Below are 22,185 nucleotides of genomic sequence, written 5' to 3'. Positions count from 1 at the left end.
TGGCGGGGGGCGGGGTCAGGGGCTTAGGAGGTAGGGAGGGCTAGGGCGGCGGAGGCGCGATCGGCCAGCGCTGCGGGAGTCGCGCCGATGTCGAGCGTGACGTGACGCTCCCCCGCACCGGGCGGCTCGAGCAGGTCGAGTTGCGACTGCAGCATCCCGGCCTTCATGAAGTGGTGCTCGCGGGCCGCCAGGCGCTGCGCGAGCAACTCGCTCGACCCCGTCAGGTGCAGGAAGGCCACGTCGTCCCGTCGCAGCACGTCGCGATACCGGCGCGTGAGGGCCGAGCAGGTGACCACGACCGGCCGGCCGGCCGACAGCCGCTCGTCCATCCATGATGCGATGGCGGCCAGCCACGGCGCGCGGTCCTCGTCGGTGAGCGGCGTTCCCGCGCCCATCCGCTCGACATTCGCCGCCGGATGGAGGCTGTCGCCCTCCAGCAGGTCCCAGCCGAGTCGTTCGGCGAGCAGGGAGGCGACCGTTGACTTGCCGCACCCGGCGACGCCCATCACGACGACCGCGCGCACCGGAGTCACCCGAGGCCGCCGACGAAGAGGCTCAGGATCAGCACCCCGGCCAGCCCGACGACCGAGACGATGCATTCCAGCACCGTCCAGCTCTTCAGCGTCTGAGGGATGCTGAGGCCGAGGTACTCCTTCACCAGCCAGAAGCCGGCGTCATTCACATGCGAGAGGAAGACGGAGCCCGCTCCGATCGCCAGCACCATGAGCGAGACCATCGGCACCGACAGGTGCTCGGTCAGCGGCAGGAGGATGCCGGCGGCCGTGACCGTCGCCACCGTCGCCGAGCCGGTAGCGATGCGGATGAGGGCCGCGACCGTCCAGGCCAGCAGCAGCACCACGATGCCGCTCGCCCCGGTCGCCCAGCCTGCGATGACCTGCCCGATGCCGGTGTCCACCAGCACCTGCTTGAAACCGCCACCCGCGCCAACGATGAGCAGGATGCCCGCGATCGGAGGCAACGAGGCACTCAGGCTCGTCTGGATCGCCTTGCGGTCCATCCCTCCGCCGACCCCGAGGAGCAGCAGACCGGCGAGCACTGCGACGGTCAGGGCGATGACCGGCGTTCCGAGGAAGTCGAGCACGCCCTTCCAGGCCGGCGAAGCCGTCGGCGACACGATGTCGGCGAGAGCCTTGCCGAGCATGAGGACGACCGGGAGCAGGATGCTCACCAGCGCGGCGACGAAGGACGGCCGGCGACGGGAGGTGTCGTCACCCTCTTCGGCGACGAACAGGTTCGGGACGCCGACCGGCACCCACTTCGCGGCGAGGCGGCTGAACAGCGGGCCGGCGAGGGCGATCGTCGGAATGGCGACCAGCACGCCGAAGGCGAGGGTCAGGCCGAGGTTGGCGCCGAGCGCAGCGATGGCGACGAGCGGCCCGGGGTGCGGCGGGACGAGCCCGTGCATGGCGGAGAGACCGGCGATGGTGGGAAGCGCGATGCGCATCAGCGGCAGTCCGGAGCGGCGGGTCACCAGGATGATGACGGGCATCAGCAGCACGAGGCCGACCTCGAAGAACATGGGGAGGCCGATGATCGCGCCGACAGCGCCCATCGTCCACGGCAGCAGCCGGGCGCTCGTGCGTGAGACCAGAGTGTCGACGATGCGGTCTGCGCCCCCGGAGTCGGCGAGCAGCTTTCCGTACATCGCGCCCAGGCCGATGAGCACTCCGACGCTGCCCATGGTGTTGCCGAAGCCGGTGATGAAGCTAGCGATCGCCGCATCCGCGGCCATGCCGGCGGCGAGGCCCGCGACGAGCGAGCCGAGCAGCAGGGAGAGGAAGGGGTGGAGCTTGAGCCAGGTGATGAGGACGACGATCACCGCGATGCCGGCAAGGGCGGCCACGATGAGCTGGCCCTCCGGTGCGGTGGGTGTGGGGGCGGGGGTCGGGGCCGCAGCCGCGGCGAGACCCGCGAGCAGTGCTGTGTTCATGAGCATCCTTGATCGTGAGGGGTGGGGCAGGAACACTCTAGAAATAAATCTGATTTGTGTCTAATCAGCGAACCTAAAAGCGGACGTAATCGAGGGACACGTCGAATTGACCGGACGAGTCCGCACCGCAGATAATGATTCCGTGTCCCAGCCAGCGTCCGGCTCCCTGCATGAGCAGGCCATCGCCTCGCTCGGCGCGCGCATCGTATCCGGCGATATCGCCGTCGGGACGGTCCTCACCCCCGAGAACCTCGGTATCTCGCGCACCGTCCTGAGGGAATGCATCCGGGTGCTGGAGTCGCTCGGATTGGTGCACGCACGGCGTCGCCGCGGCACCGTCGTCATGCCGGAGTCCTCGTGGCAGGCGCTCGATCCGCGCATCCTGAACTGGCGGCTCGCCGGCCCAGACCGCCTGACGGCGCTGGGAGACCTCAGCGAACTGCGGATGGCGGTCGAGCCCGTAGCGGCGCGGCTGGCGAGCGCGCGGGCCACACCGGCTCAGTGCGGCGACCTCACCGCAGCGATCGTCGGAATGGCGGCAACGCAACGGTCCGCGGACCGTGACGAGTACTTGGCGCACGACCGCGACTTCCACCGGGTGCTGCTCGAAGCATCCGGCAACCCGGTGTTCGCGGCGCTCAGCAGCGCGGTGGCGGAGGCGCTCAACGGGCGAACCGTCCACTCGCTGATGCCCGACACCGCCAACCCGGAGGCGATCCGGCTGCACGAGGAGGTCGCCGCGGCCGTGCGCCGGGGAGACGGCGCAGCAGCGGAGCAGGCCATGCGCCTGATCGTCGAAGAGGCGGACGGCGCGGTCCAGCGCCCTGCGCGCTAACGACGCAGGAGGCGAGGGCCGATCACCCAGGCGAGCCCGCAGAGCACGGCTGAGACGGCGAAGGCGCCAACGAACGGCCAGGCGCCTCCGGCCTCCCGGAGCGCGGCGAAGACGATCGCTGTCGCCGCCAGCGCCACCGCGGACCCGGTCGCATCGGAGATCGACAACGCGGAACTGTTGAAGCCCTGGTCGTCGCTGGTCGAGTACTCGAGGGTCAGCACGCCGAGCCGCGGGTACAGGATGCCCATCCCGGCTCCGGCGAACGCCCACGCGATGACAGCGACGAACGGATTCAGGTGCCACACGGCGAGCGCGATGAGGGCGGCGAGCGCGATCGTCAGCCCGAGCGCGCCCAGCCACGAGGCTGTGCGGTTCGTGATGCGCGGGAAGTGCCCCTGCACCCAGGATGCGCCCGACCAGGTGAGCCCAGCCGCGGTCAGCGCGAGGCCGGCGACGGCAGCCGACAGCCCGTACTCGGTCACCATGATGAGCGGCACATACACTTCGGACGCGAAGAATGTCCCCGCCACGATGGCGCGCAGGAGGATGACGCTCGGCAGCCCCCGGCGCGCGACCAGCGTGCCCGTCGGGACCAGCGGCCGGATCGCGAAGGCGGCGAGCGCCGCGGCCAGTACCGGCACGATCCACTGGACCGGCCCCGTCGTCTCGGCCGCGAGAGTGAGCGCCAGAACCGCCGCGGCGAGCAGCGCGGCCCAGAGCAGCCTGGCCGGGCGGAACGGTGCCGGCTCGGCCGGGGCTTCGAGCACTCCGTGCATCACGGGCACCACCATCAGCATCGCGAGGGCCGTCAGAACGACCACGCCGAGGAACACCCACCGCCAGCCGACCGTCTCGGCGAGGACCCCGGCGATGAACGGTCCGATCAGCGAAGGGATGACCCAGGCCGCCGCGAATCCGGCGAAGATCCGGGGATGCAGCCGGGGCGGATAGACCCGGGCCACGATCACGTACAGGACGACTGTCAGCGCTCCGCCGCCGAGACCGTGGATGAGACGGCCGGCCACGAAGATCCCCATCGACGGCGCAGTGCCGGCGACGAGCAAGCCGATGGTGAACAGCACCACCGAGCCGATGAGGGCCGTCCGCGGGTTGCCGCGATCCGCCCAGGCCCCGGCCGACACCATCCCGACGACACTGACGGCGAGCGGCCCGGCGAACGCGAACGCATAGAGCGCGGCGCCGTCGAGCTCCCGGCTCACCGCCGGCATGATGGTCGTCACGGCGAGCGCCTCGAATGCGGCAAGCGTGATCAGCAGGCACATCCCGATGCTGGTCCACCGGAACTGCGGGCTGAGGACGCCACCGGCCGACGCACGATCGCGGGATGCGGAGCCTGCGGCCACCGAATCCACGTCGCGCGAGCTCATGACGCCCAGCCTAGGCCGAGGGTCACGCGGTCCGTCTTCCGGAGCGGCGTCGCGCCATCCGGACCAGCGCCCCGACCCCGAGCGCCACGACGGCGACGGCCGCAGGGAACGCCAGGTGCCAGCCGGCCAGCACCAGCAGCCCGCCGGCGAGCGCACACGAGAGCAGAGCCATCCACCAGCCGAGGGAGCGCGTGGGCAGGAGCCGCAGCGCCGAGGCGACGCCGAGCCCGTAGACGGCCGCCGCGAAGCTGGTCTGGATGAGGATGAAGGGCTGCAGGTCGCCGCTCGCCAGGACGATCACCGAGTAGACGGCCATCACGCCGGTGGAGAGCAGAAGGCCACGACGGGCGACCGCGCCGTTCTCGACACCGCGACCGAACCAGGCGGGGAGGTCGCCGTCGCGTCCCATCGCCGCGCCGAGTTTGCTGAACGCCGCCAGGTAGGCGTTGAACACGCCGGTGACGACGATCGCCGCGATCACGGCGACCACCACACCGCCACTCGGCCCCGTGCCGACCTGAACCAGCTCGAGCAGCGGAACGGCGGTCGACGCCGCCCGGTCGCCGAGCACCAGAACCGTGACCGCCTGGATGGCGAGGTACGCGACCGAGACGATGATCAGCGCAAGCGCGGTGGCGCGAGGGATGTCCCGACGCGGGTTCCGGAACTCCCCGCCGATGCCGGCGACCGCCTCCCACCCCGCGAACGCCCAGATGTAGAGGCTCATCGCAAGGCCGACCCCCGCCCATCCGTGCGGGAGCAGCGGCTGCAGATGGGCCGGCTGGCCGTGGGGGGCCGCGACGGCAAGGACGAACACGAGAACCGCGACGAGCGCCGCCGACAGGACGAGTTGCACGGACGCGGCGAACCGCACGCCGAACGAGGTCACCGCGATGGGAACGACCATCAGGGCCACGGCGATCAGCGTGGTGCTCGCCGTATCGCCGCCGATCACGGCGACGACGTAGCGGGCGGTCATCAGCGCGGCGATCGGAGCCCCGATCGGCGTGCCGAAGAAGAACCAATATCCGATGACGCGGGCGGCGTCGGGCCCGAACGCGCGCCGCGCGAACGTGGCCACCCCTCCCGCATCCGGATGCCGGCGGGCGAGTGCGGCGAAGGTGCCGGCGAGCGGCACCGAGATGAGTGCGAGCGCTGCGACCGCGATGATCGCGCCGGGTCCCGCAGCCGCGGCCGCGAGCGCCGGGAGCACCAGGATGCCGGTCCCCAGCACGGCCGCGACGTAGAGTGCGGTGCCGCCGGCCACGCCGAGCCGCCCCTCCGGAGCAGCAGGCACCCGCGGGTCGGGGAGCTCGTGATCTTGACCGCGGGCGCGCGTGTTCGAGGGCCCGCGTTCCGTCATATCCCCATGATGGCGCGGACCGCCGACACCGTGGTTACTCCGGGCTCACTTTCCGGCCCCTGCCGGTTACGCCGTCCCCCAAGTCGCGGGAGGATGTGTGCTGGAGGAGGCCGCGTGCTCGGACTGGAACTGCTCGTCGTGATCGGCGTCACGACGCTGGTGAGCAAGGTGCTCGCCCGCCGCATCGGCATCGCTCAACCGCTGCTCCTGGTCGCCTTCGGCGTCCTGATCGGGCTCGTGCCGCTCTTCCGTCACATCGAGCTGGCTCCCGAGGTGGTGCTGTTCCTCTTCCTCCCCGCGATCCTGTACTGGGAGAGCCTGACCACCTCGCTGCGGGAGATCAGGTCGAACCTCCGCAGCATCATCCTGATGAGCACCGGGCTCGTCGTGTTCACCGCCGCGGCCGTCGCCGTCCTCGCCCATGCCATGGGGCTGCCGTGGGGACCGGCCTGGGTCCTGGGCGCAGCGATCGCTCCCACCGACGCGACGGCGGTGTCGTCCTTCACGCACTCGCTGCCCCGCCGGAATGTGACCATCCTGCGCGCCGAGAGCCTCGTGAACGACGGGACGGCCCTGGTGCTCTGGTCGATCGCCGTCGGCTTCACCGTCGGGGATGCGGATGTCAGCCTCGGCGCGGTCAGCCTGACGTTCCTGTTCGCCTACCTCGCGGCCGCTGCAATCGGCGCGCTCGTCGCCTGGCTGGCCATCCTGGCGCGAAGACGTCTGCGGGATGCGATCACCCAGAACATCGTGATGCTCCTCACTCCCTTCACCGCCTACCTCGTCGCGGAGCTCGTCCACGCCTCCGGGGTGCTGGCCGTGGTCGTCGCCGGCCTCATCATGAGCCAGGTGGGCCCCCGCATCGGTGCCGCCGAGGGCCGGCGCCAGTCCGACGCGTTCTGGTCGTTCACGACGTTCCTTCTCAACGCGAGCCTGTTCGTCCTCGTCGGGATCGAACTCCCCCGCTCCGTCGGCGAGCTGGCGACCAGCGATCTGGGGATGGGTCTGGTCGCCATCGTCGCGGTCACGGTGGTCATCGTGGCGGCCCGCTTCGTCTTCCAGTTCGCGACGGTCTTCCTCATCCGTCTGCTGGATCGGCGCCCCGAGCAGAAGGCCCGGCGCATGAGCAACCGCTGGCGGGTCGTCAGCAGTCTCGCCGGGTTCCGGGGCGCCGTCTCCCTGGCCGCCGCGCTGGCCGTGCCGGCGACCATCGGCTCCGGCCACCCCTTCCCCGGCCGCGACTTCATCGTGTTCGTGACCACCGGCGTGATCATCGTGACCCTCGTCGTCCAAGGGCTGCTCCTCCCGGCGTTGGTCCGCTGGGCCCGCCTCCCGTCGGACGAGTCGGTCGGGCACGAGCTGCGTCTCGCCGAGACCACTGCGACGCGGGCGGCCCTCGACGAGTTGCCCGAGCTGGTGCGCCGCCTGGGCGTCGACCCGGAGGTGGGCGAGCGGATCCAGAACGAGTTCGAGGAGCACCTGGAGCTGCTCGAGGTCGAGGACGAGTCGGACGACGGCGACGAGGCCGTCGAGCGCAGCCGCCAGGACACCGAGCTGCGGCTCGCCCTTCTGCACTGCAAGCGGGAAGAGGTCGTGCGGCTGCGCGACGAGGGCGAGATCGACGACATCGTGCTGCGGGATGTGCAGCGCCGCCTCGACGTGGAGGAGGTGCGGCTCACTGGCCGGGAACCGGGCGAGTGACCGGCCCGGTCGGCGGCGCAACCGGCGTCATCGGTTTCTGAAATACCTGAACAGCGATCGCTCGCTGATCAGACACGTCGTCAGTGCGCACGAAGCGAGGGCGATCGATGCGCCGACTCCCATCGTCAGCAGCGTCGCGGAGACCAGCGGGACGCGATCCGCGCCTTCGGAGGGATAGATGCACACGGAGACCGCGCCCACCAGAACCGTCCCGGTGATCGCCCAGACGCTCGCCTGCATAGTCTGCGACACCACCTGCGCGAAACGGGCGACACCGATGTGACGGTCGGAGGCGAGAGAGAGTCGTCGCCGGAGGACGTACAGCACGCCGAGGGCGACCGCCGTCCCCGCCGTGAGTGCGTTTGCCGCTGTCTGACTGAGGAAGGCCACTTCGGCGAACCGAGTGCCCTTGGTCTGGTTGAGTTGCATGAGAGTCGGCGCCTCGTCAGCGCGGCCGCTCCCCGAGAGGACGGAGCGTCCCAGAGCGGCGACGGCCTCCTCATCCTGGGGCCAGATCGTCGCCCAACAGGCGTCGAATGGTGCCTCGCCGTCGGGAACGATTCCGATCGCAGCGAATGCGAGAAGCGAATCCCTTCCGTCGTCGGTGTACCGGAACACGCGACTGATCCTGGCTTCGCCGGTCCCAGTTGAGAGGCGATCCCCAGGGCGGATGCCCAGCACTTCGGCGACATCCGTGGAAACGTCGATGCCCGCTTCGCGCCGCTGACCTCCCGAGTCGAGTACATCAGCGAAGCCGGCGCTCGTCTCGAAAGAGGTGATCGGTGTCTGAGGGAGGGCGGATGGCACAAGCGGGCGTTCGCGCTCGCGCAATGCACCCGCGGCTTGCACGGAAGCGTGCGTCGCCAGTGCGTCGCAGGCACGCCCGTCGATGCGATCATCCGCCTTCATGACATATGTCGCGGCTCCCGCTGACACGTACGCCCGTGCACTGCGGATGACCTCCGCCTGGCCGAGACCGGCAGCGAGCGCGAGTCCCCCAGCGCAAACGCTGAACAGCACGGCGAAGAGCACGGAGCGACCGGCTCCCGTTCGGATATCTCGCCCGGCTTCGCGGAGTGCCTCGCCGATCCGCATGCTCAGACTGCCTCAGGCGCCGCGCCGAGATCGAGTATCTCGTCGCAAGCCGCGCGCGTACGGGCGTCGTGTGTGGCGATCGCGATCGCCGCTCCACGTCCTGCCAGCCTACGGATGACCGCATTCACCTGTTCCGCCATCTCGCGGTCCAGTTGCGCCGTCGGCTCGTCTATCAGGAGCAGCGCGGGCGATGCCGCCGCCGCGCGAGCCAGCATGAGGCGCTGCGCTTCCCCTCCCGAGAGCTCGGAGAACCGCGCTCCGGCTCGCGCATCCAACCCGAATGCGACAAGGAGGCGTCTCCCTTCCGCCTCGGCCTGACGGCGAGTGAGGCCGCGCGCCAGGAGGGGAAGCGTCACATGATCGAGCGCCGATCGCTGCGGCACTCCGTGAGGGTTCTGGAACACCCACACGCTCGAGTCCATGTCGCGTTCGACCGCGCCCTCGGTCGGGACGACCATTCCTGCGATGATCGCGAGAAGCGTGGACTTGCCGCATCCGCTCGGTCCGATGATTCCGGTGATCTGTCCTGGCGTGAACGTATGTGTGATGGGCACGAAGAGTCTGCTCTCGAATGAGTGACTCACAGCGACGAGGCTCACCGACACGACGTGCCCGTGGGCGGTCGCACGCGCACCTCAGTGAGCGGCCTAACGTCGGTTGTCACAAAGGACTGCCCGAGGTCGGAGCCGACGATGGTGACGGTCCTGGGGCGTCCGTGGGCAGGCAGGATGCATGCCGACCCGCGGTGGATGTCCCACAGCGCGGTCGGTGGGACCACCAGCACGGCAAGCGGCGAGCGGAGCGACCATCCAACAGGAATGGTGACTTCGCCTGCCGTTGCCGCCTTCGCGCGGAACTCCGGCAGCTCCGACACCTTCAGGAGAGCGTCAGCGCCATCGACGGCCCCGTCGTCATCAGTCGCGATCTCAGCGTCGCCCGAAGTGATGAGTCGCGGGCCGGGAGCGCGGTCGGCAGGCACCGATGCCAGGCGCGCGGATACCACGGCAACCGGGAATGTGATCAGCTCGGTACCCTCGATCACCGGCTTCCCAACGGCAGCGACGCAGGATTCGACGCGCGCTTCGGCATGGGGTGACCAAGCGAAATCTGCCGGGTCTACGCCTCGCCTGGCCTCCGGAGGAAGCCCGAGGGCAGCGCGCAGGCCAGCGATCGCCGCGAGAGTCGACGAGCCTATGACGCCGTCCTCCGCGCTCGCGTGGCCGAGACGCGTCAGCTCCCGCTGCAGCGCAGCAACATCGTCACCGCGGTCGCCCGGCGCAAGGCTGCGCCAGAGGGGTACCGCCGTCGCCAGCAGGATGAGCCTGCGACCGTCGATCGCTATCGGAGCGGTTCCGGAGAGCAATGCGGTGTGAGGTGTGCAGTCGAGAGCCGTCAGCTTCCCCGGGCGCGGTGCGGAAACGACCGCCGGGGCACCGGTCACGACGGTGAGCTGCACGTCCCGACGATCTTCGAATGCGCGTTCGGTGACCGCGGCCGTTGTCGCAGGACGGGCGGTTGCCAGGGTGCCGGGTGGCGGCACCCGAACGCTCAGCGCGGCAGCAGCGCAGACCAGACTGCATCCGATGATGACGACGATGCCCAGCACGCTCCGAGAGATGGCCCAACGCTTTTTCACGGCGAGTACCAGAGTCCGAGCGGATCCAGGGCGCACCGACGGGCACCGTCGGACTGCGAGTCGAACGGGAAGTGGTCCTTCTCATTGTCCTGAGACCAGCGCCTAGTGCTGTAAGTCACGTCGACAAGCCCGACACCACGCAGGCACGCGACTTGGATGGTCGCTTCGTCTCGCTTCCCCGGATTACGGCGAACTTGCTCGTACAGGTACAGGACGGAGCCCGCCCAGGACGACTCGCATTTCTGGAGCACGGGATCCGAGCGCTCGAAGAAGTCTTCCGGGTAGGAGCCGGATACAGAACCGAGTTCGAACCCGCCGCGGGCGTCCCAGGTGATGGTGTATCCCGAATCGTCGAGGCACGAACGCAGATGCGCCTTCGTCTGCTCGTATTCGGCCGCCGTGACCTCGCCATCGTGCAGCACGCCCCGCTCGTAGTCGCTCGTGGCGCTGGCGTACGCACTCGTGAACTCGTTTGCCCACGGCCCGGTCACCGAGATGGCGGGGGACGGCTGCCCAGCCATGCCGGACGACGAGCAGCCGGCTGAACCCGCCGCGATCATCACTGCGAGAACAGCGCCTCCTGCTGTACGGCCACGCACGCTTCTCTAGGCCTTCAGCGAGTACCCGAACGAAACGACATTGGCCCAACAGGACGTCTGCTTGGACCACTGCCCTGCCGAGGCCCAGTTTCCGTACTTCGACGCCGAGTTTCGGATCGCATCCCAGTGGCGAGCGGGTACCCCAGCACACTTGTTGTACGCCTGCCACGTCGAGACGCTCTGTACGCACTCGACCGCGGATGCTTCCGGAGCGCGTGCGGTGTCGATTCCGACTCCCGTGAGGATCGCCGCCGCGACAGCACTCGCCGCCAGCAGTTTTCGAATCGTCATGTCGCTCCCTTCGGGCGAGTCGTGTTCCTCGCCGGGTCGACAATATGCTGAGCACTCCACTTCGTCAATTTCATACATGCATATCAACGTGAGTGTGTCAGAAGTCCGGGCTTCTCGCAGTCGCCACGGCCGTCTACGATCGCGCTGAGAGCATCCAGGAAGGGGTGTGCCATGACCGACGCCAAGGAGAACTGGCCGGAGACGTCATCGGGCGAGCCGATCGACGTCGACGCGATCGCGGAGGGCGGCGACGAGGGACCGTACGACGCGGACGGAATCGTCGAACCGGAGCACGACGCGTTCGACCCGCTGGAGGACGACAGCGGCAACTGATCCATCGGGAACTCTTGTCCCCCGGTCGTGTACCCCGCTAGGGTCTGTCGTAGACGGGCCACCTGGGGAGGGGTGCAGCGTGACGACATTCGAGACACCGATCGGGAACGTTCCGAAACCGGGTCAGGACGTACACCTCGTGCGCTGGATTCGCTCGGCGGACGGCTGGACCAGCCAGACCCTGCTCTGCACCTACCTGGCGTGCACCCCGGAGTCGTGGATCGTCGCTTCCCGCGGTGAGCAGGTCGCCTTGGCACGGTCCGAGTGGTCGCAGTTCGCCTTTTGATCCCAGGACCGGGTCGGGGTGCGGGGGCGCTCAGAGTCCGGCGCGCCCCGCAAGGATATCGACGGCGACCCGCCAGTCGCGGGCGGGAATGCCCTCCCCCGCATCCTCCTCGCCCGGGAGACGCGCCACGAAGGCCGACCACAGCTCGTCGGAGCTGTGCACCTCCTCGATGAGGCCGAGGTACTCTCCGCCGAAGTACACCTCCCACGCCGCCGTCGCGGTCGGGCTGTACATCAGGGTCAACGGCACCGACCCGTATGTGTAGACGGCATGCTGGTGCGCAAGCTCCTTCTCCGTCATGACCGCAGGATAGGCGCGATCCCGCCTGCGGGGAAGGGTACGTGGCGCCTCGCGTGGATGGTCAGGCGACGACCTGGTCGTCGTCCTCCGCCTGCTCGTGCGTAGCCGTCACGGCGAGCGCCACGACATCGCGCATCCTCCCCCGCCGGGTGAACGCGGCGCGCTGCCGGCCGGCCCCTCCCCCGGTTGCATGGATGCGCGCCACACCGCGCTGGACCAGCGCGAAATCGCCGTTCGCCTCGAGGGCGTCCGTCGCATGGGTGAGCAGCGCCTGCACCGCGTCCACGGCCGACGTCTCCCGCCACGTGACCGGGTGCGGAAGCGACCCGGCGACACCGGTGAGCGCCGCCTGCCACTCAGCGAGCCGCAGGGCGGCGGACGGCACTGCGGCGGGCGGGATGCCGGCGCGCCACTCGGCGATCGCGGTATCCACCAGCGCCCGCACGATCGCAGCGATCACGGCGGCGTCGCGCGCGTCGAGGCAGACGTCGGCAACCCGCACCTCGACGGTGGGATGCTTCCGCGACACGCGCGCGTCGAGGTACAGCATCCCCGTGTCGAGGATGACGCCGGTGTCGACGAGGAACCGCTCGAATCGGTCGTATGCCTCCACCGACCCGAAAACGTCGGTCGGACCGGCGCTCTGCCACTGGTGCCACGCGACGAACCGGTAACTCGCGTGCCCGGTGTCGGTCCCGCCGAAGTACGGCGAGTTCGCGCTCAGGGCCAACAGGGTCGGCAGCCAGGTGCGGATGCGGTCGAGCACCGCCACGCCCTCCTCGCGTGAATCGATGCCGACGTGCACATGGAAACCGCACACCAGGGTCCTGCGAGCGGTGAGCCCGTAGCGCTCGATCATGGTGGCGTAGCGCGGGTCTTCCGTCACGTGCGGCCGCAGGCGCATCGGCGACATCGCGACGGCGACCGCCCGGGCTCCGTGCCGCTGGGCGAGCCCGTCGGCCAGCTCCCTGCCTGCCACGATGTCGAGCAGCAGTTCGCCGGTGTACAGCTGCGGACGCGTCTGCGTCTCGATCATCTCCTGCTGGATCTCCGCGCTGACCGAGGGACCGTCGATCACGGGCAGCGCGTCGGCCAGCACCATCGGCGCGACCGGCGATGCTACGCCGCGAGCGTCGACCAGGAGAAGCTCTTCCTCCACCCCGAAAGTCCTCACCCCTCAACTATCGGTGGCGAGGGACCGGCGGACAAGACCCATTACGCCGTGAGTATCCCGTGCGGCGGTCAAGCGACGGTGAGCGTTCCATCCTCTGCGAGCGTCCAACCGGGGTTGTACGCCACCTCCCAGACGTGGCCGTCCGGGTCGGCGAAATACCCCGAATAACCGCCCCAGAACACGCGTTCCGCGGGCTTCAGGATGCGCGCGCCCGCCGCCGCAGCCTGCGCAAGCACCCGATCGACGTCCGCCTCCGAGCGCTGGTTCGACGCGAGCGTGATGCCGCTGAAGGTGCCGTCTATCGCCAGCCGCGCATCCTCGGCCAGGTCGTCGCGGCCGAACAGCGCGAACGCCATCCCCGGCAGCTGGTAGAAGACGACGCCTTGCGGCGCGTCCGCAGGGCGCCAGCCGAGGCCGTCCTCGTAGAACGCGCGAGAACGGCCGAGGTCGGCCACCCCGAGCGTGATCAGACTGATCCGTTGGTCCATGCGCCCGAGGCTAGTCGCGACTACCGACCGAGCGCCTGTTCCACGTCTTCGAGCAGGTCGTCGAGCTCTTCGATACCGACCGACAGACGGACGATGTTGTCGGGCACTTCGAGCGCGGTGCCGCGCACCGACGCGTGCGTCATCTCCGACGGGTAGCCGATCAGCGATTCGACGCCGCCGAGCGACTCCGCCAGCTGGAACACGCGCGTCGACTCCGCGAACCGGCGGGCCGCCGCCGCTCCCCCGGTGAGCGCGACCGACAGCATCCCGCCGAACCCGCTCATCTGCCGCGCCGCGAGCTCGTGCCCGGGATGGTCCGGCAGACCCGGGTAGTGCACGGCTGCCACACCCGCGTGGCCGACGAGGGCTTCGGCGATCGCTTGCGCGTTGGAGCTGTGCTTCCGCACACGCACCTGCAGGGTCTTGATGCCGCGCACGGTGAGGAACGCATCCATCGGCGACGACACGGCACCGGCGGCGAACTGGATGAACTGCGCCTTCTCGGCCAGCTCATCATCGGCGAAGACGAGGGCGCCGCCGATCACGTCGGAGTGACCGCCCAGGTACTTGGTGGTCGAATGCACGACCACGTCCGCACCGAACGACAGCGGCTGCTGCAGCGCCGGCGAGGCGAAGGTGTTGTCCACGACGACGATCGCGCCGACGGCGTGACCGAGCTCGACGAGGGCCGCGATGTCGCTGATCTTCATCAGCGGGTTGCTGGGCGTCTCGATCCACAGCATCCTGCTGCGGTCGGTGCCGAGTGCGGTGCGGACCGCATCCAGGTCGGCGAGGTTGACGGTCGTGTTCCGGATGCCCCACTCGCTGTGGATGCGGTCGATCAGCCGGTGCGTGCCGCCGTAGGCGTCGTTGCCGAGCACGATGTGGTCGCCCGGGCGGAGCGCCGCGCGCAGCAGCGCATCCTCCGCCGCGAGGCCCGAGGCGAAGGAGAGCGCGCGGACACCGCCCTCCAGCGAAGCCAGCAGCGTCTCGAGCGAGGTGCGGGTCGGATTGCCGCCACGGCCGTACTCGTAGCCGTTTCGAAGGCCCCCGATGCCGTCCTGGACGAACGTCGAGGTCTGGTAGATGGGCGGGATGATCGCACCGGTCGTCGGGTCGAACTCCTGACCGTCGTGAATGGCGCGCGTGGCGAAGCCGTGTGTCATGTGTCGTTCTTTCGTGTGGGTCAGTCGCTGAAGTAGTTGAGGAGGTCCTGCCGGGTGAGCACGGCGACGGGCTTGCCGCCGTCGGTCACCAGCAGCGCGCTCGCGGCGGCGAGCGCCGCACGGGCGGCCGACACGGACTCGTTCGTCCCGATGAGGGGCAGCGGCTCGCCGAGGTGCTTGCCGACCGAGTCGCTCATCTCGGCGTGCCCGCTGAACACCGCGTCCACGAGCGAGCGCTCGTCGAGGGCGCCGGCGACCTCGCCCATCACGACCGGCGGCTCGGCGGTGAGGACCACCAGCTGCGAGACGCCGTACGTGTTCATCGTCTGGATCGCGTCCCGCACCGTCTCGCTGGGGTGCGTGTGCACCAGGTCCGGCAGGTCGCCGCGCTTGGTCTTCACGATGTCGTGCACCGTGGACTCGTCGGGCACATCGCTGAAGCCGTAGGACTGCATCCATCGGTCGTTGAAGATCTTCGCGAGGTAACCGCGGCCGCCGTCGGGGAGGATCACCACCACAATGTCGTCGGGGCCGAGGTCTTTCGCGACCTCCAGTGCCGCCACCACGGCCATGCCGCTGGAGCCGCCGACGAGGATGCCCTCCTCCCGCGCGAGCCGCCGGGTCATCCGGAAGGCGTCGGCGTCGCTCACGGCGATCACCTCATCGACGACGGCGGGATCGTAGGCGCCGGGCCAGAAGTCCTCGCCGACACCCTCGACCAGGTACGGGCGGCCGGTGCCGCCGGAATAGACCGAGCCCTCCGGGTCTGCGCCGACGATCCGCACGCCGCCCTCGGAGACCTCCTTGAGGTAGCGACCGGTGCCCGTGATCGTGCCGCCGGTGCCGACACCCGCGACCAGGTGCGTGATCCGTCCGTCCGTGTCGCGCCAGATCTCGGGACCCGTGGTCTCGTAGTGGCTGCGCGGCCCGTTCGGGTTGAAGTACTGGTTGGGCTTGAACGCCCCCGGGATCTCGGCGGTCAGTCGGTCGGACACCGAGTAGTACGAGTCAGGATGGTCGGGCGGCACCGACGTCGGCGTCACCACCACCTCCGCTCCGTAGGCGGTGAGGACGTTGATCTTGTCCTCGCCCACCTTGTCGGGGAGCACGAACACGCACCGGTAACCGCGCTGCTGCGCGACCAGGGCGAGTCCGACTCCGGTGTTGCCGCTCGTTGGTTCCACGATGGTGCCGCCGGGCTTCAAGAGCCCGTCCTGCTCCGCAGCGTCGATGATGCGGGAGGCAATGCGGTCCTTCGACGAACCTCCGGGGTTCAGGTACTCGAGTTTGACGAGCACCGTCGCCGCGATCCCGTCGGTCAGCCTGTTGAGCTTCACGAGCGGGGTGTCGCCGACCAAGTCGATGATGGTCTGTGCGTACTTCACCCGACCCACCTTAACAGCGGGGGTGGGACAAAGGGAGTGTGTGACGCGGTCGACGGCTCCGTCACGACCCGCGAACTGTTGCGTCTATACCTATGTGAAACATGATGGGCTGCGCCCTGAAATCCAAGCGCTCCGGGCGTTCGCGGTGGCGGCGGTGGTCGCGAACCACTTCTGGCCGTCGCGCATCCCTGGTGGGTACCTCGGCGTCGACGTCTTCTTCGTGATCTCCGGCTACCTCATCGTCGGTCACCTGCAGCGGGAAGCATCCAGCACGGGCCGAATCGCCCTGCTGGCGTTCTGGGCTCGGCGAGCGCGCCGCTTGCTGCCCGCTGCCCTGCTCGTTCTGCTGGCCACCGCCGCAGCGGTCATCGCATGGGTGCCCTCGACGCTCTGGCGCGACTGGCTTGCGCAGGTGGGCGCGTCGGCGATGTATGCGGAGAATTGGCTGCTCGCCGCCCAGGGCGTGGAGTACAGCGCGGAGGACCGGGCGCCCTCCCCGGTGCAGCATTTCTGGTCGCTGTCGGTCGAGGAGCAGCTCTACCTGGTCGTACCGGTGGCCATGGGCCTCCTGGCAGCGCGCTTCCGCAAAACGCGACTGGCGACAGCCGTTGCGCTGGCCCTTATCGCCGCCGCCTCCCTGACCTATGCCGTCACGCAGGTGGCGAACGGATCCCCGTCCGCCCACTTCGAGACCACGGCGCGAGCATGGGAGTTCGTCGCGGGCGGGATGCTGGCGCTCATCCGAGCACGCACGCTCGATGATCGATCTCGAGCGGTGGTCAGCTGGGCTGGATGGGCTGCCCTCCTCTGCTGCGTCGCCGTCTTCCGCGCCGATACCGGCGTCCCGGGAGCCGTGACGATCGTCCCAGTCGCGGCGACGGCGGCCGTCATCCTCGCGGGAGCACCGACGGTACGCTGGAGCGCGACGCGTGTCGTCTCCGCGCGCCCGATCCGCTGGCTCGGGGGCATCTCGTACAGCCTCTACCTCTGGCACTGGCCGCTGCTCATCATCACGCCTTTCGTCCTGGGCGAGCGTCCGTCGTCCCTGGGCCGAGTGCTCCTTCTCGCGATCGCCGTCGGGTTGGCGTGGCTGACGAAATGTCTCGTCGAAGACCCCGTTCGGCGCGGGCACCTCGTCCGGCGGCCGCCCTGGGTCTCGATCGTCGGGGGCCTCGTGTGCTCGTCGCTCGTTCTGGCGGGCTGCGCGGCCGTCCACGCTCGCGTATCGGCTGCCGAAGCGGCCGCCGCACGCGTTGTCTCGGCAGCGGCGAAAGCGCGAACGTCCTGCGTCGGCGCTGCGGCGGCGCTGCCGGAGAGTGGATGCGACCGCCCCCACGCCATCACAGCGCTCACCGACCCCGCGCAGGCTCAGGACGAGCTGACCGCGACGACCACCTACCGTGGCTGCCAGCAGGTGCGGTATCAGGCCGAGGTCATCCGGTGCGAGGCCGGTGACAAGAAGTCCTACACGACAACGATCGCGCTCGTCGGCGACTCCCATATGACGCAGTATCTCGACGCACTCAACGCGTTCGGGCGCGCCGAGCACCAGCGCATCCTCTCGTTCGTGAAGTCCTACTGTCCGGGCACGGGCGCGACCGACGCCTTCGTCGCCGATCCTGCGTCCGATCCCACGGCGAGCGATTGCGCCGAATGGGGCGATGCCGTACTCGACCGGGTCGCCTCGGATCCGAGCATCGACGCCGTCGTCTTCTCGAATTTCACCGAGCGGTACGCGGCGGGTAATCCCCGCGAAGGGGTCGGGCGGCCGCTGCGCGCTGACGACTTCCAGCGGGCCTGGGAGCGGATGCGCCGGGCGGGAAAGACTGTGGTCGCCGTCCGCGACATCCCTCATCTCGGCGCCGTCCGAGGGCCCGAGTGCGTGGCCATGCACATGACCGAATACGATCCGTGCGCGTTCCCGCGCGCCGAAGCGTCGTCGTCGCCGGCGTCGGCGCCCGATCCGCTGGTCGACGCAGCACGGACGATGGCCGTCCCGGTCGTCGATTTCACCGACCTCTTCTGCGACGCGGCCACCTGCCATGTGGTCATCGGCGGCCTCATCGCGTTCGCGGACTCCAATCACATGACGGCGACCTTCTCGCTCTCCGCGGCGGACATCGTCGGCAGCCGGCTCAAGCGCGCCATCGAGCCACTGCGGTGAGCGACGGCCGCCCTAGAATCGCTGCATGCCCGTGTCCGACCTGTCGTCCGTCGCGCAGGACTACCTGAAGATCATCTGGTCGGCGACCGAATGGTCCGACGAACCGGTCACGGTGAAGCAGCTGGCCGAGCGGATGGGCGTGCGGGCGGCGACCGTCTCGGACGGCATCCGGCGCCTCGCCGAACAGGGCCTCGTCGTCCACGAGCGCTACGGCGGTGTCGGCCTGACGGAGGTCGGCCGACGCCACGCGGTCGCCATGGTTCGCCGGCACCGCCTGATCGAGACCTTCCTGGTGGAGGAACTCGCCTACGGCTGGGACGAGGTGCACGACGAGGCGGAGGTGCTCGAGCACGCGGTCTCCGACGAACTGGTCGAGCGGATGGACCGCCGACTGGGTTTCCCCGCACGCGACCCGCACGGCGACCCCATCCCCACCGCGGACGGCACCCCGCGCCGCCCACAGGCGCTGCCGCTTCTGGATGCCGAGCCCGGCGCAGCACTCCGGGTCGTACGCATCTCGGACGCCGACCCCGCGGTGCTGCGCTACCTCGCCGACCGCGGAATCGGCCTCGACACCGGGCTCACGGTGGAGGAGCACCGGGCTTTCGCGGGCGACATCACTGTGCACCTCGGCGGCGCCCCGATCGTCCTGGGCGCGACCGCGGCCGCCGCGGTCTGGGTCTCTGCGCGACAGTGAGCGCGAGCCGCAGCTACGCCTTGACCACGGTGAGCACCACCAGCGCGAGATTCAGCAGGACGACGAGTCCGGCGACAGCGGCGCCGAGGATGCGCACCCAGAGCCGGTCCGCCGCCTCCCCCATCACCGCGCGCGAGCCGGTCAGTCGCAGCAGCGGGATCATGGCGAACGGGATGCCGAGGCTCAGGAACACCTGAGACAGGACCAGCGCCCAGGTGGGGTTCACGCCGAGCGCCAGGATGACCACGGCCGGCACGAGCGTGACGATCCGACGGGCGAGCAGGGGCACGCGAAGCTTCAAGAGGCCGCCCATGATCGTCGCGCCGGCGTAGCTGCCGACCGAGGCCGAGGCGAGGCCTGAGGCGAGGAGTCCAATGGCGAACACGACGCCGATGGCCGGTCCCAGTGCGCTCGAGATCGCCGCATGCGCGCCCTCGATCGTGTCTGTCCCGGGGACCCCCCGCAGGGAGGACGCCGCGACGAGGAGCATCGCGATGTTGACCGCGCCGGCGATGACCAGGGCGAGCACTACATCCAGCCGGGTCGCCCGAAGGAGGGTGCGGATACGTCCCGTGTCGGAGGTGACGCCGTGACGGTCGCGCGCCAGAGCCGAGTGCAGGTAGATGGCGTGCGGCATCACCGTCGCACCGAGCATGCTCGCCGCCAGCAGGACGGTCGGCGCGCCGTCGAACTTCGGGACGAGCCCCGCGGCGGCCTCCCCCCAGTCGACCGGGCTCACGAACAGTCCGGCGAGGAAACCGACCGCGATCACGGCGAGGAGCCCGACGATGACCACCTCGAACGGGCGCTGGCCGCGCCGCGTCTGGATGGCGAGGATGCCGATCGCCACGACTCCGACGATGAGTCCGCCGACCGGGAGAGGCAGCCCGAACAGCAGGTTGAGGGCGATGGCCCCGCCGATGACTTCGGCGATGTCGGTCGCGGCCGCGACGAGTTCGGCTTGCGCCCAGTAGGCGCGGCGGGCGCCGGTGCCGAGCCGACGGCCGAGCAGCTCGGGGAGGCTGTGCCCCGTGACGATGCCGAGCTTCGCCGACTGGTACTGGACGAACACGGCGATCGCGTTCGCGGCGACCAGCACCCAGACCAGCAGGTAGCCGTAGCGCGCACCCGCTGTCAGGTTGGCGGCGACATTGCCCGGGTCGACGTAGGCGATGGCTGCGACGAACGCCGGCCCGAGGAGTAGGAGGAGCCGCGCCGGAGCAGCTCGCGACACCCGCTCGCGCGCGTCAACGCTCATCCCGCCTCCGAACTCCGAAGTTAGCCCAGTCTAACTCTGCGATGTCCCGAGCGGGAGAAGGCTCAGGCGAGAAGGGTCGACAGGGAGACGATGCGGTCGTCGCGGTGGAGCGGGTGGGTGCTATTCCTCGAGCAGTGCGCCCTCGGACTGCTCCCGGTAGAGGCGCGAGTAGGTGCCCCCGAGTTCCAGGAGCTCGCGGTGCGACCCCCGCTCGACGACCTGGCCGTGGTCGATCACGAAGATCACATCGGCGGCGACGATCGTCGAGAGCCGGTGGGCGATCGCGATGGTGGTCCGGCCATTGGAGGCGGCGTCCAGCGCCTGTTGCACCACCCGCTCCGAAATGGTGTCGAGAGCACTCGTCGCCTCGTCGAGGACCAGAACCTCCGGGTCCTTGAGAAGCACCCGGGCGATCGCGATCCGCTGCTTCTCCCCGCCGGAGAGGCGGTACCCGCGCTCCCCGACCACGGTCGCGTAGCCGTCCGGGAAGCCGACGATCGTGCCGTGGATGTTGGCCCGTTTCGCCGCCTCCTCCAACTCCTCCTGGGTGGCGTCGGGGCGGGCGTAACGCAGGTTCTCGGCGATCGTCGCGTGGAAGAGGTAGGTCTCCTGGCTGACGACGCCGATGTGGGAGACGAGGGAGTCCTGCTGAAGGTCGCGCACATCGGTGTCGCCGAAGAGGATGCGGCCGCTGGTCGCGTCGTAGAAGCGCGGAATCAGGTACGACACCGTGGTCTTTCCGGCACCGCTCGGGCCCACGAAGGCAGCGAACTCGCCCGGCTGGATGACGAACGAAACGTTGTCCAGCGTGTTCCGCTCGCCGTCGCGCGCGTCGGGATACCGGAAGACGACGTGGTCGAACTCGATCCGGCCGAGGTCCTGGGCGGGGTCGACCGGCGCCGCATCCGCCCGGTCGGCGATGGCCGGCTTCAGATCCAAGTACTCGAAGATGCGGGCGAAGAGAGCCCCAGAGGTCTGCAGATCGAGGGCCACGCGCATGAGCGCCAGCAGCGGGAACAGCAGCCGCGCCTGCACGGTGGTGAAGGCGACGATGGTGCCGGCGGAGATGTCGGTCGCGCCGCCGACGATCAGCCAGCCGGACACCAGGTAGACGATGGCGGGGATCGACGACAGGAAGATGTTCACCATCGCGAAGAACCACTGACCGCTCATGGCCTGCGAGACCTGCAGCCGGATCTGGTTGTCGTTCTCGTCGGAGTAGCGACCGACCTCGGTCGCCTGGCGGTTGAAGCTCTTGGACAGCAGGATGCCCGAGACGCTCAGCGTCTCCTGGGTGATGGCCGTCATGTCTGACAGCGACTCCTGCGTCTTCGTCGCGATGCGGGCGCGCACCTGGCCGACGCGGCGCTGGGCGATGACGAGGATCGGCATCAGCACGACGGCGACGATGGTGAGCTGCCAGTTCAGCAGCAGCATCGCGACGAGGGCCGCGATGACGGTGACCGTGTTGCCGAGGATGCTCGAGATCGTGTTGGTGAGGACGCTCGCCACCCCGCCGACGTCGTTCTGCAGACGCGACTGGATGATGCCCGTCTTCGTGTGAGTGAAGAAGCTGAGCTCCATCGCCTGCAGGTGCGAGAACAACCGGACGCGCAAGGCCCCCATCACCTTGTTGCCGACCGAGGCGGTCAGGTACGTCTGCCACACACCGAGGAGGGCGGAGACCACGTAGACGATGAGCATGAACACGACGATCTCGACGAGGACCGGCAGGTTCGGCCCGCCCTTCGGGAACAGGCCGTCGTCGAACGCGCGCTCGGTGAGGAGCGGTGGGATGACCGACAGTGCGGCGCCGACCAGGACGAGAACCATCGTGAAGGCGATCGCCCCGCGATGCCCGGCGAACAGGGTGACGATGCGGCGGAACAGGTGCGGAATCTTCGGGGCCTCCGCGTTGATGGCGCGCTGCGCATCCGCATCGCCCCCGCTGACGCGCCCACGACCGCCGCCACCGCCTCCGGCCGCGGCCATGCCGCGCATCCCGCTCATGGATTCAGCGTAACCCTCCGTCGCGGGTAGACCGGCGTGACGCAACCGTGATGCAAGCGCTTGAC

22 protein-coding genes are annotated in these 22,185 nt (G+C 69.4%); 6 read left to right on the top strand and 16 right to left on the bottom strand.

Annotated features, from left to right (window positions below; translation table 11 throughout):
- Nucleotides 1-23: 23 nt before the first annotated feature.
- Together AB4Y74_RS02480 and AB4Y74_RS02475 are read right to left on the bottom strand one after the other, a co-directional pair.
- Complete coding sequence (locus AB4Y74_RS02480) at nt 24-533, bottom strand: gluconokinase (RefSeq protein ID WP_441797537.1); 510 nt, start codon at nt 531-533, stop codon at nt 24-26.
- Nucleotides 530-1,951, bottom strand: a complete 1,422-nt coding sequence (locus tag AB4Y74_RS02475; protein WP_441797536.1) for a GntP family permease — start codon at nt 1,949-1,951, stop codon at nt 530-532. Before AB4Y74_RS02475 ends, AB4Y74_RS02480 begins: the two co-directional genes overlap by 4 nt.
- A 142-nt stretch (nt 1,952-2,093) precedes the next feature.
- Here AB4Y74_RS02475 and AB4Y74_RS02470 point away from each other — a divergent pair, with 142 nt between their 5' ends.
- The gene (locus AB4Y74_RS02470) at nt 2,094-2,786 is read left to right on the top strand and encodes a FadR/GntR family transcriptional regulator (protein WP_441797535.1); all 693 of its coding nucleotides are present in this window, start codon (nt 2,094-2,096) and stop codon (nt 2,784-2,786) included.
- Here AB4Y74_RS02470 and AB4Y74_RS02465 read toward each other — a convergent pair.
- Together AB4Y74_RS02465 and AB4Y74_RS02460 are read right to left on the bottom strand one after the other, a co-directional pair.
- Nucleotides 2,783-4,174, bottom strand: a complete 1,392-nt coding sequence (locus AB4Y74_RS02465) for an MFS transporter (protein ID WP_441797534.1) — start codon at nt 4,172-4,174, stop codon at nt 2,783-2,785. The genes AB4Y74_RS02470 and AB4Y74_RS02465 overlap by 4 nt on opposite strands.
- 22 nt (nt 4,175-4,196) lie before the next feature.
- On the bottom strand, nt 4,197-5,537 hold the full coding sequence (locus tag AB4Y74_RS02460) for an APC family permease (RefSeq protein ID WP_441797533.1): 1,341 nt from the start codon (nt 5,535-5,537) through the stop codon (nt 4,197-4,199).
- A gap of 114 nt (nt 5,538-5,651) precedes the next feature.
- Here AB4Y74_RS02460 and AB4Y74_RS02455 point away from each other — a divergent pair, with 114 nt between their 5' ends.
- Nucleotides 5,652-7,238: a Na+/H+ antiporter gene (locus tag AB4Y74_RS02455; protein WP_441797532.1), complete on the top strand. Its 1,587-nt coding sequence runs from the start codon at nt 5,652-5,654 to the stop codon at nt 7,236-7,238.
- 27 nt (nt 7,239-7,265) lie between these two features.
- Here AB4Y74_RS02455 and AB4Y74_RS02450 read toward each other — a convergent pair whose 3' ends face one another.
- The 5 genes from AB4Y74_RS02450 to AB4Y74_RS02430 all read right to left on the bottom strand — a co-directional run bounded on the left by AB4Y74_RS02450 (nt 7,266) and on the right by AB4Y74_RS02430 (nt 10,859).
- Nucleotides 7,266-8,333 carry a hypothetical protein gene (locus tag AB4Y74_RS02450; RefSeq protein WP_441797531.1) on the bottom strand — a complete coding sequence of 356 codons (1,068 nt, stop codon included), beginning with the start codon at nt 8,331-8,333 and terminating at the stop codon, nt 7,266-7,268.
- 2 nt (nt 8,334-8,335) lie between these two features.
- Nucleotides 8,336-8,887, bottom strand: coding sequence for an ATP-binding cassette domain-containing protein (locus AB4Y74_RS02445; protein WP_441797530.1), 552 nt, complete (start codon nt 8,885-8,887; stop codon nt 8,336-8,338).
- Nucleotides 8,888-8,928: 41 nt separating this feature from the next.
- Nucleotides 8,929-9,969: a peptidoglycan-binding domain-containing protein gene (locus tag AB4Y74_RS02440; protein WP_441797529.1), complete on the bottom strand. Its 1,041-nt coding sequence runs from the start codon at nt 9,967-9,969 to the stop codon at nt 8,929-8,931.
- Nucleotides 9,966-10,490 (bottom strand): hypothetical protein, encoded by a 525-nt coding sequence (locus AB4Y74_RS02435; RefSeq protein WP_441797528.1) that lies wholly within the window; start codon nt 10,488-10,490, stop codon nt 9,966-9,968. Before AB4Y74_RS02435 ends, AB4Y74_RS02440 begins: the two co-directional genes overlap by 4 nt.
- 84 nt (nt 10,491-10,574) lie before the next feature.
- Nucleotides 10,575-10,859 carry a hypothetical protein gene (locus AB4Y74_RS02430; RefSeq protein ID WP_441797527.1) on the bottom strand — a complete coding sequence of 95 codons (285 nt, stop codon included), beginning with the start codon at nt 10,857-10,859 and terminating at the stop codon, nt 10,575-10,577.
- Between the two features lie 171 nt (nt 10,860-11,030).
- On the opposite strand from AB4Y74_RS02430, the gene AB4Y74_RS02425 reads away from it, so the two are divergent.
- A complete protein-coding gene (locus AB4Y74_RS02425; protein WP_441797526.1) occupies nt 11,031-11,192 on the top strand; it encodes a hypothetical protein in 162 nt (53 codons plus the stop codon).
- A 79-nt stretch (nt 11,193-11,271) separates the two neighbouring features.
- On the top strand, nt 11,272-11,478 hold the full coding sequence (locus tag AB4Y74_RS02420; protein WP_441797525.1) for a hypothetical protein: 207 nt from the start codon (nt 11,272-11,274) through the stop codon (nt 11,476-11,478).
- A gap of 30 nt (nt 11,479-11,508) precedes the next feature.
- Here AB4Y74_RS02420 and AB4Y74_RS02415 read toward each other — a convergent pair whose 3' ends face one another.
- The 5 genes from AB4Y74_RS02415 to AB4Y74_RS02395 form a co-directional block, all read right to left on the bottom strand.
- Nucleotides 11,509-11,778, bottom strand: coding sequence for a hypothetical protein (locus tag AB4Y74_RS02415; protein ID WP_441797524.1), 270 nt, complete (start codon nt 11,776-11,778; stop codon nt 11,509-11,511).
- A 61-nt stretch (nt 11,779-11,839) separates the two neighbouring features.
- The gene (locus tag AB4Y74_RS02410; protein ID WP_441797523.1) at nt 11,840-12,952 is read right to left on the bottom strand and encodes a glutamate--cysteine ligase; all 1,113 of its coding nucleotides are present in this window, start codon (nt 12,950-12,952) and stop codon (nt 11,840-11,842) included.
- Nucleotides 12,953-13,020: 68 nt separating this feature from the next.
- On the bottom strand, nt 13,021-13,440 hold the full coding sequence (locus AB4Y74_RS02405) for a VOC family protein (protein ID WP_441797522.1): 420 nt from the start codon (nt 13,438-13,440) through the stop codon (nt 13,021-13,023).
- Nucleotides 13,441-13,460: 20 nt separating this feature from the next.
- Nucleotides 13,461-14,630 carry a cystathionine gamma-synthase gene (locus tag AB4Y74_RS02400; RefSeq protein ID WP_441800378.1) on the bottom strand — a complete coding sequence of 390 codons (1,170 nt, stop codon included), beginning with the start codon at nt 14,628-14,630 and terminating at the stop codon, nt 13,461-13,463.
- Nucleotides 14,627-15,991 (bottom strand): cystathionine beta-synthase, encoded by a 1,365-nt coding sequence (locus tag AB4Y74_RS02395; RefSeq protein WP_441797521.1) that lies wholly within the window; start codon nt 15,989-15,991, stop codon nt 14,627-14,629. The genes AB4Y74_RS02400 and AB4Y74_RS02395 overlap by 4 nt, the downstream gene beginning before the upstream one ends.
- Nucleotides 15,992-16,085: 94 nt before the next feature.
- Here AB4Y74_RS02395 and AB4Y74_RS02390 point away from each other — a divergent pair, with 94 nt between their 5' ends.
- Both AB4Y74_RS02390 and AB4Y74_RS02385 read left to right on the top strand, forming a co-directional pair.
- Nucleotides 16,086-18,155: an acyltransferase family protein gene (locus tag AB4Y74_RS02390; protein WP_441797520.1), complete on the top strand. Its 2,070-nt coding sequence runs from the start codon at nt 16,086-16,088 to the stop codon at nt 18,153-18,155.
- A gap of 25 nt (nt 18,156-18,180) precedes the next feature.
- Nucleotides 18,181-18,852: a metal-dependent transcriptional regulator gene (locus AB4Y74_RS02385; RefSeq protein ID WP_441797519.1), complete on the top strand. Its 672-nt coding sequence runs from the start codon at nt 18,181-18,183 to the stop codon at nt 18,850-18,852.
- Nucleotides 18,853-18,865: 13 nt separating this feature from the next.
- On the opposite strand, the gene AB4Y74_RS02380 is transcribed toward AB4Y74_RS02385, so the two are convergent.
- Both AB4Y74_RS02380 and AB4Y74_RS02375 read right to left on the bottom strand, forming a co-directional pair.
- Nucleotides 18,866-20,110 (bottom strand): Nramp family divalent metal transporter, encoded by a 1,245-nt coding sequence (locus AB4Y74_RS02380; RefSeq protein WP_441797518.1) that lies wholly within the window; start codon nt 20,108-20,110, stop codon nt 18,866-18,868.
- 120 nt (nt 20,111-20,230) lie between these two features.
- The gene (locus AB4Y74_RS02375; protein ID WP_441797517.1) at nt 20,231-22,120 is read right to left on the bottom strand and encodes an ABC transporter ATP-binding protein; all 1,890 of its coding nucleotides are present in this window, start codon (nt 22,118-22,120) and stop codon (nt 20,231-20,233) included.
- Nucleotides 22,121-22,185: the final 65 nt, after the last annotated feature.

It is taken from the genome of Leifsonia sp. RAF41 (genome assembly GCF_052114085.1).
Taxonomy (GTDB): Bacteria; Actinomycetota; Actinomycetes; order Actinomycetales; family Microbacteriaceae; genus Leifsonia.
The sequence above is the reverse complement of the archived record's forward strand: the minus strand, read 5'-3'. Positions and strand labels throughout refer to the sequence as shown.

Excerpts from the sequence above, each read along its gene's own strand:
- AB4Y74_RS02375 (WP_441797517.1), bottom strand. The coding sequence starts at position 22,120 with ATGAGCGGGATGCGCGGCATGGCCGCGGCCGGAGGCGGTGGCGGCGGT.
- AB4Y74_RS02475 (WP_441797536.1), bottom strand. The coding sequence starts at position 1,951 with ATGAACACAGCACTGCTCGCGGGTCTCGCCGCGGCTGCGGCCCCGACC.
- AB4Y74_RS02435 (WP_441797528.1), bottom strand. The coding sequence starts at position 10,490 with ATGGCTGGGCAGCCGTCCCCCGCCATCTCGGTGACCGGGCCGTGGGCA.
- AB4Y74_RS02450 (WP_441797531.1), bottom strand. The coding sequence starts at position 8,333 with ATGCGGATCGGCGAGGCACTCCGCGAAGCCGGGCGAGATATCCGAACG.
- AB4Y74_RS02385 (WP_441797519.1), top strand. The coding sequence starts at position 18,181 with ATGCCCGTGTCCGACCTGTCGTCCGTCGCGCAGGACTACCTGAAGATC.
- AB4Y74_RS02415 (WP_441797524.1), bottom strand. The coding sequence starts at position 11,778 with ATGACGGAGAAGGAGCTTGCGCACCAGCATGCCGTCTACACATACGGG.
- AB4Y74_RS02465 (WP_441797534.1), bottom strand. The coding sequence starts at position 4,174 with ATGAGCTCGCGCGACGTGGATTCGGTGGCCGCAGGCTCCGCATCCCGC.
- AB4Y74_RS02460 (WP_441797533.1), bottom strand. The coding sequence starts at position 5,537 with ATGACGGAACGCGGGCCCTCGAACACGCGCGCCCGCGGTCAAGATCAC.
- AB4Y74_RS02405 (WP_441797522.1), bottom strand. The coding sequence starts at position 13,440 with ATGGACCAACGGATCAGTCTGATCACGCTCGGGGTGGCCGACCTCGGC.
- AB4Y74_RS02425 (WP_441797526.1), top strand. The coding sequence starts at position 11,031 with ATGACCGACGCCAAGGAGAACTGGCCGGAGACGTCATCGGGCGAGCCG.
- AB4Y74_RS02430 (WP_441797527.1), bottom strand. The coding sequence starts at position 10,859 with ATGACGATTCGAAAACTGCTGGCGGCGAGTGCTGTCGCGGCGGCGATC.
- AB4Y74_RS02380 (WP_441797518.1), bottom strand. The coding sequence starts at position 20,110 with ATGAGCGTTGACGCGCGCGAGCGGGTGTCGCGAGCTGCTCCGGCGCGG.